At 73.7% G+C, this 15198-nt stretch carries 10 protein-coding genes; 3 read left to right on the top strand and 7 right to left on the bottom strand.

What is annotated here, in order from left to right; all coding sequences use genetic code 11:
• Positions 1-271 precede the first annotated feature (271 nt).
• The 3 genes from ACH35V_RS31110 (at position 272) to ACH35V_RS31100 (ending at position 3766) form a co-directional block, all read left to right on the top strand.
• Complete coding sequence (locus tag ACH35V_RS31110) at positions 272-967, top strand: hypothetical protein (protein ID WP_395977802.1); 696 nt, start codon at positions 272-274, stop codon at positions 965-967.
• 105 nt (positions 968-1072) lie between these two features.
• Positions 1073-1519: a PPOX class F420-dependent oxidoreductase gene (locus tag ACH35V_RS31105; protein WP_395977800.1), complete on the top strand. Its 447-nt coding sequence runs from the start codon at positions 1073-1075 to the stop codon at positions 1517-1519.
• Positions 1520-1720: 201 nt separating this feature from the next.
• Positions 1721-3766, top strand: a complete 2046-nt coding sequence (locus tag ACH35V_RS31100; RefSeq protein ID WP_395977798.1) for a CehA/McbA family metallohydrolase — start codon at positions 1721-1723, stop codon at positions 3764-3766.
• A gap of 180 nt (positions 3767-3946) precedes the next feature.
• Here the strand turns inward: ACH35V_RS31100 and ACH35V_RS31095 are convergent, their stop codons facing one another.
• From ACH35V_RS31095 to ACH35V_RS31065, 7 genes are all read right to left on the bottom strand, one after another.
• The gene (locus tag ACH35V_RS31095; RefSeq protein ID WP_395977796.1) at positions 3947-6478 is read right to left on the bottom strand and encodes a GMC oxidoreductase; all 2532 of its coding nucleotides are present in this window, start codon (positions 6476-6478) and stop codon (positions 3947-3949) included.
• Between the two features lie 64 nt (positions 6479-6542).
• Complete coding sequence (locus tag ACH35V_RS31090) at positions 6543-7637, bottom strand: alpha/beta fold hydrolase (RefSeq protein ID WP_395977794.1); 1095 nt, start codon at positions 7635-7637, stop codon at positions 6543-6545.
• Positions 7638-7859: 222 nt separating this feature from the next.
• Positions 7860-10844: an AAA family ATPase gene (locus tag ACH35V_RS31085; protein ID WP_395977792.1), complete on the bottom strand. Its 2985-nt coding sequence runs from the start codon at positions 10842-10844 to the stop codon at positions 7860-7862.
• Between the two features lie 352 nt (positions 10845-11196).
• The gene (locus ACH35V_RS31080; RefSeq protein ID WP_395977790.1) at positions 11197-11817 is read right to left on the bottom strand and encodes a lactate utilization protein C; all 621 of its coding nucleotides are present in this window, start codon (positions 11815-11817) and stop codon (positions 11197-11199) included.
• On the bottom strand, positions 11814-13259 hold the full coding sequence (locus ACH35V_RS31075) for a LutB/LldF family L-lactate oxidation iron-sulfur protein (RefSeq protein ID WP_395977788.1): 1446 nt from the start codon (positions 13257-13259) through the stop codon (positions 11814-11816). Before ACH35V_RS31075 ends, ACH35V_RS31080 begins: the two co-directional genes overlap by 4 nt.
• Positions 13256-13969 carry a (Fe-S)-binding protein gene (locus tag ACH35V_RS31070; RefSeq protein ID WP_395977786.1) on the bottom strand — a complete coding sequence of 238 codons (714 nt, stop codon included), beginning with the start codon at positions 13967-13969 and terminating at the stop codon, positions 13256-13258. The genes ACH35V_RS31075 and ACH35V_RS31070 overlap by 4 nt, the downstream gene beginning before the upstream one ends.
• Positions 13966-15000, bottom strand: coding sequence for a LacI family DNA-binding transcriptional regulator (locus ACH35V_RS31065; protein ID WP_395977784.1), 1035 nt, complete (start codon positions 14998-15000; stop codon positions 13966-13968). Before ACH35V_RS31065 ends, ACH35V_RS31070 begins: the two co-directional genes overlap by 4 nt.
• Positions 15001-15198 lie beyond the last annotated feature (198 nt).

The following is a 15198-nucleotide window of genomic DNA, read 5'->3' as shown; positions in this document are numbered from 1 at the left end:
TCAATCGGTCCCCTTCCGTGGCGGGATTTTCCAGCGGGACCCTTACTGGTTCGACACCTTTGCCTTACCCCCGGCGCGGGCGGCCCGCGGGCCGCGTCCTAGTTCCGAAAGTCGGCACGGGACCACGCCGCGCCGGTCCCCGAAGGGGCAACGCTCACTCCACGCTTTGGAGCGAATGCGGGCATCGGGCCCATTTGCCCAGCTAAGGACCGAGGGGCGGATCGGCATAGTGAAAGGGAACGGCAACACACGACTGAGCTACCGCCTTCTGATGGCGGTGGACATCCAGGGGTACAGCAAGCGCGACACGCGCGAGCAGCTGCTCGCGCAGCGCGACCTGTGCGAGGCGCTCGACCGCGCCGCGCACGGGGCCGGCCTCGACCGCGGCCACTGGGAGAAGCAGGTCGGCGGCGACGGCGAGCTCGCCACGCTGCCGGACGGGACCGACCCCGCCATGGTGGCCGGCGAGTTCGTCATCGGCCTCGCCGGGGCGCTGCGCGACCTCAACCGCGAGGCGCGCGACGGCGGCGCCGCGGGGGAGGCGGGCGGGCACCGGCTGCGGGTGCGGCTCTCGCTGCACCACGGCACGCTGACGGCCGGGCCGTTCGGGCCCGCCGGCGACGCGCCGATCGTCGTCCAGCGGCTGCTGGACGCCGCGCCGCTGCGCCGGCTGCTGATCGACGACGCGGACCGCGACCTCGCCTACGTCGTCTCGGACTCGCTGTTCGAGGACGTCGTGCGGACCGGGTTCTGCGCGCTGCCGCCGGAGGCGTTCCAGCCCATCAAGGTGTCCGCGAAGGGCGCGACCTTCCGCGGCCACATCCTCACCGGCCGCGCCGTCCGCCGCAACGACCTGCCGGACGACCAGGGCGGCGGCGAGGACGGGGGCGAGCGGGGCGGTCCGCCGGGCGACCGGCCGGCCCCGGACGCCCGCGTCCTCGACTTCCCGGCCCTCGCCGTCCGGTAGGCCGCCCCGCCCGCCCCCCGGCCCGGCCCGGGGGCGCCGGGCGGGAAGTGATCGGGGCGGTGCGCGGTTGACGCCTGGAAACCGGACCCTACGCGGAGGCGGACGATGGCGGACGACGCTGTGGTGGCCAAAGACGCTCCACTGGCCAAGCTGGTGGCGGGGCACGACCTCGGGGTGCTGATCACCCTCAAGCGGGACGGGCGGCCCCAGTCGTCCAACATCAACTACCACTTCGACCCCGGCCGGCGGCTGGTCCGGATCTCGATCACCGCGAGCCGGGCCAAGGCCCGCAACCTGGCCCGGGACCCGCGGGCGAGCCTGCACGTCAGCACCCCGGACGGCTGGTCGTACGCGGTCGCCGAGGGGACCGCGGAGCTCTCGGACGTCGCCGCCGACCCCGGCGACGCCGCCGTGGCCGAGCTCGTCGAGGTGTACCGGGACATCCGCGGCGAGCACCCCGACTGGGACGAGTACCGGCGCGTCATGGCCGAGGACGGCCGCGTCGTCGTCCGCCTCCACGTCGAACGCCTCTACGGCCACGTCCGCGGCTGACCCGTCCAGCCGGGCGCCGTGCACGATTCTTCTACGCGGTCGAACGATCCATAGCCCGAGTCGAACGATCCACAACCCAGGTCGTACGTTCCGCAACCCGCCGGACGGAGCGCGTTAGGCGCGGCGCGGCTTCCGTGTCACCCTGACGGCGTTCCGCGCCACCCCAACGCGGCCCCGGAGACGCGGCCGCCGGGAGGAACGATGTGCGACGCCGATGCCGACGCCGACGACCTCGAGCCGGCCGCGGTCGCGCGGGCGCTGGAGGAGTACCGGGCGCTGCTGCGCGAGCACGGCCCCGCCTGGGGCGAGGACCCGATCGGGTACGTCCGGCAGATCGAGACCAGCGCGTTCCTGATGGACGAGCACGACTACTGGATCACCTGCCTGCAGAAGGTCCTGACCGCGCGTCCCGGGGCGTCGGCCGAGGAGATCGACGCGCGCGTGCAGGAGCTCGACCTGCACGAGGTCGTCCGGGACGCGCTCAGGGGCCGCGTCCTGGACAACCTCGCCGCGCTGCGCGTCCTCCCGGACGGCGTGACGCTGGAGGCCGTCCCGAAGGCGGTCCTGGACGGCGGGCCGGCGCGCACCACGCTGCTCGTCGACTCCTCGCGGGACGCGCCCGTCACCGTCCGGGTGGACGGCGTCGCGCACGAGATCCCGGCGCGCGGCGCGCGGCTCGTCCCGGTGACGTCGCGCAGCGTCGTCGTCGCCGGGGACACCCGCGTCCCGCTCGGGTCGCTCGCCCGGCGGGCCCCCGCCGGGCGGCTGCGGCTGCGCGCCGGGTTCCCGTGCCGCTGGACGGTCGCCGGCGCCGACGCGCAGGGCTGGTACCCGGCGGGCGCGCCGCACCGGATCGACGCGCACCGCGTCCCCTACTTCCACGGCGACGACGTCGTCCTCGACGTGCCCGCCGAGCTGCTCACCGTCCGCGTCACCAGGGGAATGGAGTACGACACCGCCGAAACGGAGGTGACGCCGGACGCCGGCGCGGAGACCCTCGTCGAGCTGACGCCGCCGCGGCTCTACGACGCGGCGGCGCGCGGCTGGTACGGCGGGGACATGCACGTCCACATGAACTGGGCCGGCGACACCGTGGGCACGCCCGCGCAGGCCGCCGCCGTCCAGCACGGGGAGGACCTGCACGTCCTCAACCTCGTCGCGGGGAACGTCGCGTCGCGGCGCGTCTACGACCGCGAGGCCCTGGAGCACTGGGCCGGGCGCGACCTGCCGTGGTCGGACGCCGCCCACATCGCCCGCCTCGGCGTCGAGTACCGCAACGACCTGCTCGGGCACCTGTACGCGTTCGGCGTCACCGCGCCGCCCGGACGGTTCCACACCGGGTTCCTCGGCGCCGCCGACTGGCCGCCGAACGGCGCCGGCTGCCGTGAGCTGCGCGACCTCGGCGCGATCCTCGGCTACAGCCACCCGTTCCACATCCCGGTGGAGGAGGACGACCCGCCGCTCGCCGCGCTGGCGGGCGGGCGCAATTGCTCGTCCCGCGAGATCGTCGCCGACGCCGCGCTCGGCCTGATCGACTCCCTCGACGTCCTCAACCACTCCTCGATCCAGGCGACCGCCGTCGTCTACCGGCGGCTCCTCGGCGCGGGCAACGCGCTGGCCGTCACCGCCGGGACCGACACGATGCTGTCGTTCCAGCGGCGCGGCAACCAGTCCAGCCCGCCCGGATGGGAACGCGTCTACGCCCGCGTGGACGGCCCGCTGACCGCCGCGTCGTTCGCCGACGCGATCCGCCGCGGACGGACGTTCGCCACCACCGGCCCCTGGCTGGAACTCCACGTCAACGGCCACGGCCCAGGAGACGTCATCGACGTCACCCTAGGAGAGCGCGTCACCGTCACAGCGCGGACGATCGGGCCCGAAGTGCTCCGCATCGAACTGCGAACCGCCGACGGGATCCTCGCGGAAGGCCCGCCGGGCGAGGTCACCGCCGAACTCACCGTCCGCGAACCGACCTACGTCGTCGCCGTCGCCGTCGGCCCCCGGCACGAACGCTCCATGCACTACTCCGGCGCGTTCGCGCACACCAGCCCCGTCCACCTGCGCGTGGACGGACGCCACGTCGCCCGCGAAGCCGACCTGCGCTGGTGCCTGGAATACCTCGACCGCCTGGAGGACCTGCTCCGCGACACCGCCCGCTTCGACGCGCCCGAGCAGTTCGCCGCCCACCTCGACCTCCTGGACGAGGCCCGCGGCGTCTACACGGCCCGCCTCACCGCCGCCCGGTAGCGGGCCCGCATGGCCGCCGCCCGGTAGCGGGCCCGGCGCGCGATCCCCGGCCCGGCGACGCGGGGCCGGAGGCCGCGCGACCCCCCGCGCGACCCCCGGCGAAAAGGGTGCAGGCCGAGAGCACCCCGCAGTTCCCTCGGCCTGCACGTATTCGGCCCCCCGATGGACCCCGCTCCCCGCCTAGACGGGGTCCGGACCGTAGACCTCCCACAGCTCGCCCGCGAAGAACCTGCCGAAGTTCAGCAGCGACTCCGCGCCGTCCGGACCTGACGTCCGGAACGTCGTGAGCTGCCGCGCGAAGTCCGTCAGCCGGATGTGCAGCACACCCGCCGCGACGACCTCCGCGCCGTCCTCGTCGTCGGCGCCGACGTGGCCGTCCAGCAGGCGCACGTACAGCGTCGACGTGTCCGGCCAGATCCGCGTCGGCGGACCGTGCAGGACGTTCTTCACACCGCTGAGCGTGCGGGCGTTGCCGTCGCCGTCGGTGTAGAACAGGCGGTACTTCATCAGCCGCCTGTCCTCGTCGTCCACGCCCGGCGAGGGGTCGACGAACAGGTTGAACGTGCCGTGCTCGACGTCGCGCCGGCCCCCGTGACCGGACGCGTCGACCCACCCCTCGGCACGCGCCTCGTGGCCCGGTTCGCGGACGAACCTCTCGGTGTCGTCCGCCGTGATCGTCAGGCGGAACGACAGCGGCCGCCGCCCCTCCGCCTTCGCGCCGGTCCGCGGATCGGTCTCGCCGTAGGTCACCGACCCCTTCATTTCTTCGGTGAACCACAGCGACGTACGGTCCGGTGCGACCGCGGAGGGTCCCCGCGACCCTCCGTGGCCCCCCGAGACCGGACCGTACGCCGCCGAGCCGTTCCCCGCGGCGCGGTTCCCCGTCGAACCGCGCCCCGCGGAGCCGTTCCCCGCCGGGTCGTGCCCCGCCCCGCCTGGCGAGCCGGATCCCCCACCCGGCTCGGCCCCCGTGGCAGACGGGGCGGTGACGGCCGGGCCGCCCGCACCCCCGTGTGCGGACGCGTTCTCCAGCAGCCGCGTCGCGAGCCGGTCGGCCTGCGCGGCGATGGTGAGCGAAGGGTTCGGGCCCACCGGCCCCGGCATCGCCGCCCCGTCGGCGATGTAGAGACCCGGGAACCCGAACACCTCGCCGAAGGCGTCGCAGACGCCCTCGCCTGAGTGGGCGCCCATCGGGGCGCCGCCGAGAGGATGGACGGTGATGATGCGCTTGCGGAACCACATCGGGTTGTCGGCGTAGTCGGCGCCGAGCACGTCCGCGATGCCGCGCATCGTCTTGCGGACGCGGTTGAACAGCTCCTCGCTGGTCTCCGCCGTCCAGTCCGCGGCGAGCCGGCCGTCCTTCAGCCGCAGCCGCCCGTCGGCGGTGTCGCGGCCCATGCCGAGCAGCGGCAGCGAGCTGACCGTCAGGGCGCCGTCGCCGATCAGGTCCGAGAGCTCCTTGGACAGGTTGGTGTCGGGCGCCTCCCGGAACAGGGCGGTGAACCGGTCCCAGAGGAACTTCACCGCGCGTTCGAGGTCGTTGCCGGCGTCGAGGCCCTCGGCGATCCAGTCCGCGAAGCCGGGGTAGCCGCCGTCCTGGATGTAGGCGCCGCGGCCCGCGCCGGGCACGCCGTCCAGGTCGTCCGGCAGCCGGATCGCGGTCGTGATGACCGGGCCGCGGCTGGCGTTCAGCGGCCGGACGCGGTTGCGGTCGGTGGCGCGCATCAGGAACGTCAGCAGGTCGCCGTTGCCGCTGAACCGGGTGCCGAGCGCGTCGCTCAGCCCCGGGAACGCGTCCCGCGACTTCAGCAGCAGGAACGTCGTGCCGTAGGTGCCCGCGCCGAGGATCAGCCGGTCGCAGGTGATCGTCCGGACGGGCCGGCGGCGGCGCTTCCGCAGCGACAGCGCCGGCGGGGGCTCGTGCTGGACGTAGTCGACCTCGTACCCGCCGCCCGGCCGCGGCCGCAGCGCCTTCACCTCGTGGGAGGTGCGGATGTCGGCGCCGTGGTGCGCCGCCGCGGACAGGTAGGTGTGGTCGAGGCTGTTCTTGGCGCCCTCGTTGCAGCCGATGTCGCACTCGCCGCACAGCCGGCACGTCCGCCGGGGGGCGCCGTGGATGTTGCCGTACCCGGCGTCCACGATCGGCAGGCTCATCGCCGGCTTGCCGCCCGGGTGGGACGCGAAGCTGACCGCGAGCGGCGGCAGCGTGCACTGCAGGCCCAGCTCCGCCGCCGCGTCCTGCATCGCGTGCGTCTTCGGGGTGTCGTCGAACGGCACCCGGTCGAGCGGGTACGGCGTCGCGCCCATCATCCGCTCGACCTTGTCGTAGTGCGGGTCGAGGTCGGCGCGGGAGATCGGCCACGGCTCGTGGGCGCCGTCGGGGCCGTCGGTGACGAACCAGTGCTCGTCCTTGCGCAGCAGCACGTTCGCGTAGATCAGCGAGCCGCCGCCGAGCCCCGCGGACACGACCGAGTCGCAGCCCTTGAAGCTCCACACGTCGAACATGCCATGCAGCCCGGCGTCCGGGTCCCAGAACGCGCGGCCCATCTCGGCGGGGGAGCGGGGGAAGCTGCCCGGCGGGTACGGCTGCCCGCGCTCCAGCAGGACGACCGACTTGCCGGCCTCCGCCAGCCGGTACGCCGCGACGGACCCGCCGAACCCGGACCCGACGACGACCGCGTCGACGTGCTCATCCTTGATGTCGTCACTCATCGAACCGAACCTTCCGCTGCCGTCGTCGGCGTCGTCGCTGGCGTCTTCATGCGCTGGGGCGCGGTCATGCGCTGTGGCGCTTGAGGAAGTCGACGATCCGCGGAAAGACGTCGATGTGCGAGTTCTTGCCGATCAGGGGGTCGAGGTGCCCGTAGCCGGGCAGCTCGGCCAGCTCGTGGCGTCCCGGCGCGGCCTTCTCCAGGATCTTGTGCAGGTGGACGTTGGAGTCGGTGAAGACCTTGTTGTTGCCCGGCGCGAGCAGCAGCATCGGCGTCTCGACGCCCGCCGCGTCCTCCAGGTAGTTCTGCGGGAGCTTCGCGTAGCGCGCGTCGCGCGGCCTGTGCTTCACCGAGTGGCCGGCCTTCACCATCTTGCGGACGTGCCGGTAGTAGTTCATCCCGGACGCGGCGCAGATGTCGGCGACCCGCGCGTGCGTCTCGGGCAGCAGGTTGGCGTGCTCGTACATCGCGGGCTTGCCCGCCCCCCACTGGAAGCTCTGCATGTGGCAGGCGCGGACCTTGCACTCGCGGTGGAACAGCGACACCGTCCGCGACAGCATCCACGGGCGCGTGAACCGCGGCGCCTGCCCGAACCTCGGGTCGAGGAACGGCAGCCCGACGACGTACTCCAGGAACCAGGTGCCGAAGCCGAGCTTCAGCTTCGAGAACGCCGGCACCCGCGGCGTCAGCGACACGCTGTTGCAGGTCAGGGTCGTGATGCCGGTCACGGTCCCGGCGAACAGGGCCATCGAGAACGACACCGCGCCCAAGCAGTGCGCGATGACGTGCACCCTGCGCTCCCCGATGTGCCGGCGCAGCTCCGTGAGCGCGGGCGGGAAGTCGTACAGGGCGATGTCGTCCAGGCTGAACCGGTGCGTCTCGGTGTCGTACGGGTAGCGTCCGCTCATCCGGAAGTCGAGCGCCCACACATCGGTGAACCCGTTGTCGAGCAGGTGGGACGCCAGGTTGGGGATCTCCGGCATCGTGAACAGGTCGCTGGAGGAGGTGAGCCCGTGCACGAGCAGGACGACGTCGTCGCTCTCCTCGCGCAGGAACCGGGTCAGCTGCAGCCCGAGGCCGTCCTCGGTCGTGACCGGATACGTCGATATGTCCGCGTCCTTCACGCCGTCGAGCGTGAACCGTGGGATCACTCGTTCCATCTCTGGTCACCTCCGTTAGCCCGCAACGATGATGCTGTGACCCGCTGATACGGGGCATCGTGGTAAACCCGTACTTCTTCCCCGGAACCTGATGAGCAGGGACGGGGCGGGTTCGTGCCGACATCCGTTACTACTGTGATGGTCCACGCCGTGCGGAAGTTCTGGAACCACCCCCACGGACTATTGACACGCAGGCCAGAAGGCACTTCCGGCTACGGACGGTCAGTCGGTGCCTTGGGCGCCGGGGTCGGGGACGTTGCGGGAGAGCGCGTTCACCACGCCGACCCGCGAGCTCACCCCGAACTTGGCGAAGATGTGCGACAGGTGCGTCTCGACCGTGCGGATGCTGACGTACAGCCGGTCGGCGATCTGCGAGTTCGTGCAGCCCTCGACGACCAGCGACGCGACCTCGTACTCGCGCTTGGACAGCCCGCCCGGCAGCCGCGAGTTCCGTCCGCCCGAGCCGCCCTTGGCCGGCACTCGCACGCCGAGCCGCCGCTGCTCCCGGACGACCTGGGCGTGCAGCGCCCGCGCCCCGCACCCGGAGAGGATCTCGGCGGCCAGCCGCAGCTGCTCGCGCGCGGCGGTCTTGTCGCCCGCCTCGGCGTGCGCCTGCCCGGCGCGCAGCCGCGCCCGGCCCACGTCGATCAGGTGCCCGGCCTCCTCGAACGTCGCCGCCGCCGCGAGCGCCTCCCGCGCCGCCTCGGCGGCGTCGGCGGGCTGCAGGGCGTGCGCGCGGGCGAGCCGCGCGAGCGCGTTGTGCGCGTCCATGCCGGGGATGATGAGGTGCTCGGTGCGCTTCACCCAGTCCGCCGCCGCGTCGGCGCGGCCACGCCCGGCCTCGACCCCGGCCATCATCTCGTTGAGCGAAAGCTGGGTGCGCTGGTCCAGCGGGCCGCTGACCGCGCGCTCCACCGCCTCGGCCGCGTCGTCCAGCCGGCCGAGCCCGATCAGCGCGGTCGCGCGCGCGTAGCGGGCCATCGACCCCCACCACTCGCCGACGCCCGCGCCGACCTCGATGGCCTCCTCGGCGTGCCGCAGCGCGGTGTCGTTGTCGCCGGTCCAGCCCGTCACCAGGCTCTGCTGGGTGAGCGCGAACACCAGCTGCTGCCCGGAGTTCAGGAGCCGGGCCTCCTCGACGGCCTCCTCGGCCGCGGCCGCCGCCTCCTCGAGCCGTCCGAGCATCCCGTAGGCGCGGGCGAGGCCCGACATGAGGTTGGTGACGATGTACAGCTGCCCGGTGGCCCGGGCCACGGTGACCGCGCGCTGGAACCGGTCGGCCGCGTTGTGGAAGTGGCCCATGAACGTCTCCGCCCAGCACAGCCAGGCGATCGCGTCCATCCATTCGGCGACGTGCTCGTCGGGGGCGGCGTTGACGAGACGGTTGGCGGCCTCCAGGTAGCGGAGGGCGTCCTGGATGCGTCCGGCGGCGAGGGCGGGCATCGGGCGCAGCGAGGCGACCGCCAGCTTCAGGCTGGGCTCCCAGTCGTCGGAGTTGTCGGGCATCAGGTCAAGGACGGCCTGCGCGGCGCGGAAGTCGATGCGCATCATCCGCTCCGCGACGAGCCGCATCCGCAGCGGGACGGCGGCGGGGGAGCGCGGGTCGGGCATCCGGCGCAGCTCGTCCAGCAGGAGGGCGCGGGCCTCGTGCGGGCGGTCGAGCTGCCGCTCCATCAGCGCCGCGAGCCGGGCCGCGCGGGCCCGCCGCTCGTAGTCGTCCGTCGGCAGCATCTTCAGGACGTTCCGCGCGGTCTCGCGTCCCTCGGTGAGGTGCCCGCCGACCGTCTGCACCCGCGCCAGCTCCATCATCAGCTCCAGCCGGGACGGCGGCGCCGGGTCGCCGGCCTCCTCCGCCTCCTCGGCGGCGCCGGTCGTCGGCATCAGGCTCAGCGCGGACTTCAGCCAGTGCGCGGCCGTCGTCGGGGCCTGGGTCGCGAACGCGCGGGCGGCCTCGACGAGGGTGGCGACGGCGTCCCGGTCGCCGACGCGGCCCGAGCGCTCCAGGTGCCGGGCCCGGACGGCGGCGGGCGCGCCGATCTCGGTGAGGTAGGCGGCGATCCGGCCGTGCGCGGCGAGCCGCCACCCCGCCGCCGCCGACCGGTACGCGGCGTGCCGGACGAGCGGGTGCCGGAACCGGAACCGCTCCGCGCGCGGCCGGACGATGTCGCGCGCGACCAGCTCGTCCAGCGCCGCCAGCGCCGCGGCCTCGCTCACCTCAGCCGCCGCGGCGGCCAGGAGCGGGGTGAACTCGTCGGCCGCCACCGCCGCGCTCTGCGCGATGAGCTGCGCGTCCGGGGACAGCCCGCTCAGCTCCAGCTGCAGCGCCGCGCGGACGGCGGGCGGCAGCTCGCCCTCGGTGTCGCCGGCGGCGAGGGGCTCCCGGGTGCGGGCGAGGGCCTCCAGGTAGAAGGGGTTGCCGCCGCTGGCCTTGTACAGCTCGCGGCAGCGCGTCCCGCTGACGCCGGGGCCGAGCAGCTCGGCGACCTCGGCCTGGGTCAGCGGGCGGACCGGCAGCCGGTTCCCGCCGACCGCCTGCAGCGATGCCTGGACGAGCGCGCCGAGCCGGGCCGACGCCTGCGCCGGCCGGTAGGCGAGCGCGATCAGGACGCGGGCGCGCGGCGGATGCCGGACGAGATGGTCCAGCAGCTCGATCGTGGCGTCGTCGGCCCAGTGGACGTCGTCGAGGATCAGCACCAGGCCCGACGGCGCCGCGACCTCCTCCAGCAGGTGCCGCACCGCGCGGTACAGCTGGTAGCGGGCGACCGGGGTGGTGTCGGGGGGACTTCCCGGCCCGGCCTGCCCGGCGACCGCGCCGTCGTGGAGGGCGGCGGCGGACAGCGCGGGGAACACCGGGGCCAGCAGCCGCACGGTCGTGGGGCTGAGGTCGGAGACGTGCTCCTCGAGATGGTCGTCGAGGCCGTCGACGACGGCGCCGAACGGCATCTCCTGCTCGAACTCGGCGGCGCGTCCGGCCAGCGCGCGGAGCTTGCGGGCCTCCGCCGCGCTCCACAGCTCGTTGAGCAGGCGGGTCTTGCCCGCGCCCGGCTCGCCGACCAGCGCGAGGAACCGGAACGCGTCGGCGGCCGTGGCGTCCAGGGCCTCCTCGAACGCGCGGAGGACGTCCTGCCGTCCGACGAGCGGGACGCCGTTCGGTGACGCCGCGTGGTCGTGGAACGCCGCGTCCCCGTGGCCGGTACGACCCTCCATGTCCACACCCCAACAGTGACAGGCGGTCGATACGCCGTGATCATGCTTCTCGTTGCGGTTACTGAGAATTGGCGGGTTTTACCCTATAGGGTCGAACGTCAATAAGCAGGGGTAACACGCGTCCGACCCTGCGGCACCCCGCGGGCGGTGCTCCTTCGTCACCCTGACGTACCACCCTGTTCTTCAGCGTGTCGTCTCCCCGCTATCAACGGTCCTGACGCGCGCCCTGTCAACCTCGGGTGGGTAAATCGTTCCGCCGTCGTGACATCCGTGCGTGACCTGCGGCACCGGATGCGGCGCGGGACCGGCGCCCTGACCGGCGGCCCGCCGCGGCCACAGGTGGACACCCCGCTCAGCCGACGACCAGGACCTCCAGGGTGCGCGGCCCGTGCACGCCCTCCACGCGGGACAGCTCGATGTCGCTCGTCGCGGACGGGCCGGACACGAACGTCAGCGGCCGGCGCGGGTCGAGCCGCTCCAGCGCCTCGGGCACGTCCGGCGCGACCTGCTCGGCGCGCACGACGATCAGGTGGTAGTCGGGGACGAGCGACAGCGCGCGGGGCCCCTGCCCGGCGCCGTGGTCGAGGACGATCGTGCCGGTCTCCGCGATCGCGGCGGCGCAGCCCGTGACCGCGCCCGCGAGCCCGTCGAGCGCGGGGACGGACGGGTCGCGGACGAACGAGGCGTCCGACGCGGAGATCCACTCGGCCGGCAGATCGCCGGGGACGCCGTAGGCGCCGGGCCGGGCCGCGAGCCGCTCCGCCACCGCCGCCGGCACGCCGGACGCCGGGACGCGCAGAACCGTCGCGCGGTAGTCGGCGACCCGCTCGGCGAACAGGTCCAGGATGTCGGCGCCGTGATGGCGGCGCAGGTAGCCGCGGTCGATCCGGTCGTAGGCGGCGGTTATCTCGGCAGCCGGGCGGGTCGGCATCACCTGGTCGACTCGGCGGAGGATCTCCTCGCGGGCGTTCATTCGCCGGTCTCCTTCCGGCCGCCGTCCGTCCGGGACCACCAGGCGCGGAACGACTCGGGCGGCGGCGCGGGCGCGTCGCGCGTCTCCGTCCAGGCGGCGAGGGGGCCGGGGAGCCGCCGGATCCGGCCGCGGCGCGCCACGACGCGGCGGGACGCCGACGCGGCGCGCTGCGCGAGCGCGAGCCGGGTGGGGGAGCGCAGCGTCCATCCGGCCGCCGCCATCGCGACGCGTTCGAGCGGATGCCGCGGCCCCTTCTCCACCGCGCGGGCCCGCAGGTGGACGAGCACCTCCGGGATGTCGATCGCGACCGGGCACGCCTCGAAGCACGCCCCGCACAGCGTCGACGCGTAGGGCAGCGAGGCGTCCACGTCCGACCCGATGCCCCTGATCTGCGGCGACAGGATCGCGCCGATCGGACCCGGATACGGCGACCCGTAGGCGTGGCCGCCGGCGCGCTGGTAGACCGGGCACACGTTCAGGCACGCGGAGCAGCGGATGCAGCGCAGCGCCTGCCGTCCCACCTCGTCGGCCAGGGTGGCGGTGCGGCCGTTGTCGAGCAGGACGAGATGGAAGTCGCGCGGCCCGTCGCCCGGATGCACGCCCGTCCAGGCGGAGGTGTAGGGGTTCATCCGCTCCGCCGTGGACGAGCGCGGCAGCAGCTGCAGGAACACCTCCAGGTCCCGCCAGGACGGCACGATCTTCTCCACGCCCATCACCGAGATCAGCGTCTCGGGGAGCGTCAGGCACATCCGGCCGTTGCCCTCCGACTCCAGGACGACGAGCGTCCCGGTGTCGGCGACGGCGAAGTTCGCGCCCGACACCGCGACCTTCGCCGACAGGAACTTGGCGCGCAGGTGCCGCCGCGCCGCCTCCGCCAGCGCGGCGGGCTCGTCGGTCAGCCCCTCCGGCGCGTCGTCCATCGCGCGCAGGAAGATGTCGCGGATGTCGGACCTGTTGCGGTGGATGGCGGGCACGAGGATGTGCGACGGGCGGTCGTCCCCCAGCTGGACGATCAGCTCCGCGAGGTCGGTCTCGTAGGCGGTGATGCCCTCCGCGGCGAGGAACTCGTTGAGCCCGATCTCCTGCGTCGCCATCGACTTGACCTTGACGACCTCGGTCTCGCCGGTCGCCTTCACCAGGTCCGCGACGATCCGGTTCGCCTCGCCGGCGTCCCGCGCCCAGTGCACCGTCCCGCCCGCCGCGGCGACGTTCTCCTCCAGCAGCCGCAGGTAGTGGCCGAGGTTCTCCAGGACGTGGTCCTTGATCTGCTTGCCCGCCTCCCGCAGCGCGGCCCAGTCGTCCAGCTCCGCGACGGCCGCGGCGCGCCGGGCCCGGATCGTGGTGGTCGCGTGCGCGAGGTTGCCGCGCAGCCGCGTGTCGGCCACCGCGCGTCGCGCCGCGTCCGGAAACGACGGCATCCCGATGTAGGTCGGCATGCTCATGACGGCTCCTCCTCCGTAGCGGCGAGGATCTCGGCCAGGTGGACGGTCCGCACCCCGGCGTGCGTGCGGGTGAGCGCGCCGCCGATGTGCATCAGGCAGGAGTTGTCGGCCGCGCACAGCGCCTCCGCCTTCGTCTCCCGGACGGCGGTGACCTTGTCCGCGCACATCGCCGCCGACACCTCGGAGTTCTTCAGCGCGAACGTCCCGCCGAACCCGCAGCACTCGGCGGCGTCCGGCAGCTCGACCAGGTCGATGCCGCGGACCTCGCGCAGCAGCCGCAGCGGCCGGTCGCCGACGTGCAGCATCCGCAGCGAGTGGCACGTCGGGTGATAGGTGACGCGGTGCGGGAAGTACGCGCCCACGTCGGTGACGCCCAGCACGTCCACCAGGAACTCCGACAGCTCGTACACGCGGGACGCGACCCCGGCGGACCCCGGCGCGAGCCTCGGATGCCAGTCGCGGATCATCGCGCCGCACGACGCGGACGGCGTCACGACCGCGTCGTAGGGCTCGAACGTCTCCGCGAACCCCTTCACCAGGGGCAGCGCCTGCCGCCGGTAACCGGTGTTGAGGTGCATCTGCCCGCAGCAGGTCTGCCCGGCGGGGAACTCGACGTCGTGGCCGAGCCGCCGCAGCAGCCGCACCGCCGCCTTCCCCGTCCCCGGGAACATCGTGTCGTTCACGCAGGTCAGGAACAGCGCGACCCTCATCTGGCGCCTCCCCCCGGACGGCGGCTCGACTCGCGGACCACGAGCTCGGGCTGGAACATGACCCGCTGGTGGGCATGCCCGGACGGATCGCCGCACTCCTCCAGCAGCAGCTCCGTCGCGATCCGGCCGAGCTGGTAGGCGGGCTGCCGCACCGAGCTCAGCGGGACCGCGGCGGCGGCCGTGAACTCGATGTCGTCGTACCCGATCAACGTGACGTCAGTCGGCACCTTCAACCCGACCTGCGACAGGACGCGCAGGACGCCGAGCGCCAGCAGGTCGTTGGCGCAGAGGATCCCGTCCGGCAGCGGCGGGCCCGCCTCCAGCAGCCGCCGCGCCGCCTCCTGCCCGGCCCGCGCGTTCATCGCGGCGACCGGCACCTCGCGCATCGCCTCGCGGCCGAGCTCGGCGGACCGGAGCGCCCGAAGCGCGCCCTTCCGCCGGTCGGCGCAGCGCCGCAGCGTCAGCGGGCCGGTGACGAACGCGAGCGTGCGGGCGCCGCCGGCCAGCAGCTCCCCGGCCGCCAGCTCTCCGCCCGCGACGTCGTCGACGGCGACGGAGCACTGGTCGGCGCGGGGCGCCGGATGGTCGAGCAGCACCACCGGGACGTTCCGCTCGCGCAATAGCGCGGACGCCTCGCCGTCGCCGTCGTCGCCGACCGGCGTCAGCAGCACGCCGCGGACCCGCTGCTCCGCGAGCACCCGCAGGTTGCGCCGCTCCCGCTCGCCCGACTCGCCGGACGACGCCAGGATCACCGCGTAACCGCGCTCGCTCGCGGTCTCCTCGACGCCGCGCGCGACGTCCACGAAGAACGGGTTGGCGAGGTCGAGGACCATCAGCCCGAGCGTGCTGCTGTGCCCGGCGCGCAGCGTCGACGCCGACCCGTTGCGGACGAAGCCCAGCTCGTCGATGGCCTTCTCGACGCGCGCCCGCGTCGGCTCCGCGACGCGCTCGGGACGGTTGAGCACGTTGGACACGGTCCCCGCCGAGACCCCGGCGCGGGCCGCGACCTGCTTGATGCCGACCGTCTTCACACCGCCACTTTGGAACATCGTGTTAAAACGTGTCAACTTCGCAGCTGAGGTGAGAACGCCAGAACCTGGCTATGGCGCGCTCAGGCACCCGAATTCTATAAAACGTTTTACGCGATTCTGAAAGGCCGGCCGGCGGCCCGGACTGCACGGTTGCGGCGCTCACTTCGCCGCTGCCGCGCCGTCCCCACCCGGGCCGCC

This window comes from Actinomadura sp. 1N219, assembly GCF_044326405.1.
Lineage (GTDB): Bacteria > Actinomycetota > Actinomycetes > Streptosporangiales > Streptosporangiaceae > Spirillospora.
The sequence above is the reverse complement of the archived record's forward strand: the minus strand, read 5'-3'. Positions and strand labels throughout refer to the sequence as shown.